We start from the raw sequence: 2,273 nt of genomic DNA, 5'->3' as shown, positions 1-2,273 counted from the left end.
CGTCATAGATGGCCATTTTTTTTCTGCCTCTACGCGATAATCTGATTTTTACTGCCATATAAATTTGATATTTAGTGAATTGATGGATCCCGTCCATCTTAATTTTTTGGACTGCAAAGATAGAATTAATAATTCGAAATGAACAAATGCCTTTAAATATATTTGCTTGGATGAAGGATTATGCTTTAAATTGCGCCTTCATTTAGAAGCGAGAGATTAGAAGCGAGAGACGAGATCCAAGAGTCTAGTGTCTCGCATCTCAAATCTAGCAGTCTCAAAAATGGCCTCGTAGTTCAATGGATAGAATAGAAGTTTCCTAAACTTTAGATATGGGTTCGATTCCCGTCGAGGCTACAAATAAAAACCCTTCAGATATGAAGGGGTTTTTTGTGGGTAATGAATTTTCTTATGAAATTTTTCCCCCCAGAGCTTTGAATTCTATACCATCATTCCTATAATTTAGCATTGCCCCACAATACAGGATATAACAGGTGGGATATTATTCGAAATTCCGTTAATTTAATCCCGTGATTTGATTTCAAATGGTCTTAAGAATTCTGAGTTTCTTCTGCTTTATTTCCTTTTTGATTTCCTGTAGCCCTGAACTCCCGGAGGATGTTCGGGCTGCTTATGAGGAATTACCGGAAGCATTGGACTTCAATATTCATGTCAAGCCTATTTTGTCGGATAAATGCTTTGCCTGTCATGGCCCTGATCTGGCAGCACAAAAAGCAGGTTTGAGTTTGCACGATCCCGAAATGGCTTTTGCCTCTCTAAAAGACTCCCCCGGGAAGGTTGCCATCAAATCCGGAAGCCTCCGTAATAGCGGACTTTTTCACCGGATCATATCAGAAGATCCGGAGTACCGGATGCCTTCCCAAGAATCAAATTTGATTTTGACTCCAAAGGAAAAAGCCATCCTGATCAAATGGATTGAAGATGGGGCAGAATACAAAAAGCATTGGGCTTTCATCCCTCCTCAAAAACTCGAGACTCCGAAAGTAAAAGATATATCATGGACGAAAAATCCCATTGACCACTTTGTCCTAAGCAAACTGGAACAAGAGGGAATCAAACCATCTCAGGAGGCCGATAAGGAAACCCTTTTGAGAAGATTGAGTCTGGATTTGATTGGATTGCCTCCAAGCGTTGCTGAAATGGATGCTTTTTTGGCTGACCCCTCCGCAAATGCTTATGAAAAACAGGTCGAGAGATTACTCAATTCTGCGCATTATGGGGAGAAAATGGCCATGCATTGGATGGACATAGCGAGGTTTGCAGATACCCATGGCTACACTGTAGATCGGTATCGGGATGCATCGCCCTATCGGGATTGGGTAATCCGGGCGTTCAACCAAAACCTTTCTTATGACCAGTTTATCACCCATCAGTTGGCAGGAGACCTTCTGCCCAACCCTACCAAGGACCAGATGATTGCGACAGCCTTCAACCGGATTCATCCCCAAAACATGGAAGGAGGAATTGTGGAAGAGGAGTTTCGGGTGGAGTATGTGGTGGACCGGACGAGTACTATGGGTCAGGCTTTTATGGCCTTGACATTGGGTTGTGCGAGATGTCATGACCATAAATATGATCCTATTTCCCAAAAGAATTTCTTTGAACTCAGCAGTTTTTTCAATCAGGTGGATGAGGCCGGTCAGATTTCTTGGGATGATGCCATGCCCGTTCCGACGATGCTTTTGACCGATACGGAGAAAGACAACATGCTTTCCTTCCTGCTTTCCCAAAAAAACAAGGAGGAAGAGGAATTGAAAAAGGTGGCTGAGAAGGAAGACGATGCATTTCAGGCTTGGTTGGCATCTGGTTCTTTTGAAAAAATTTCCAAAATGGATTTTCCGGCAAGTCGGGTTGGGTTTTATTCTTTTGATCAAAACTCCATTCAAAACCACCTCAATCCTGCCCAAAAAGGAACCATGGAAAGCAGCGAGGTCAAAAACCAGAAACCTACCTATGTAGAAGGGTTTAGAGGAAAAGCTGTCAAACTTAACGGAGATTCCTGGCTGGATTTGGGTGGTTCTGGTATATTTTCCCGCAGCGAGCCTTTTTCGGTTAGCATTTGGATTTCTGTCCCAAAGTCTTTGACTGATGGGGCGATCTTCCACAAGGGTTCGGGGGCGGTGCTATATAATTGGCGGGGATATCACCTCAGTCTCAAAAACAACCGCCTGGAATTGCTGATGGCACATTCCGCACCATATAATGCCATCACCAAACTTACCGAACAGAATATTCCCCGTGACCAATGGATCAAT

At 43.2% G+C, this 2,273-nt stretch carries 1 protein-coding gene and 1 tRNA gene; both read left to right on the top strand.

Translation table 11 applies throughout. The features are described 5' to 3' along the window. Positions 1-282: 282 nt before the first annotated feature. A tRNA-Arg gene (locus ACEW8O_RS14795) sits at positions 283-354 on the top strand. Positions 355-542: 188 nt separating this feature from the next. Continuing rightward, on the top strand, positions 543-2,273 hold a 1,731-nt coding region (locus ACEW8O_RS14790), incomplete at its 3' end, for a DUF1549 domain-containing protein (protein ID WP_373495400.1).

The organism is Aquiflexum sp. (assembly GCF_041749095.1).
Taxonomy (GTDB): domain Bacteria; phylum Bacteroidota; class Bacteroidia; order Cytophagales; family Cyclobacteriaceae; genus Aquiflexum.
Note: the sequence above shows the minus strand (reverse complement) of the source record. Positions and strands in the feature narration are given on the sequence as shown.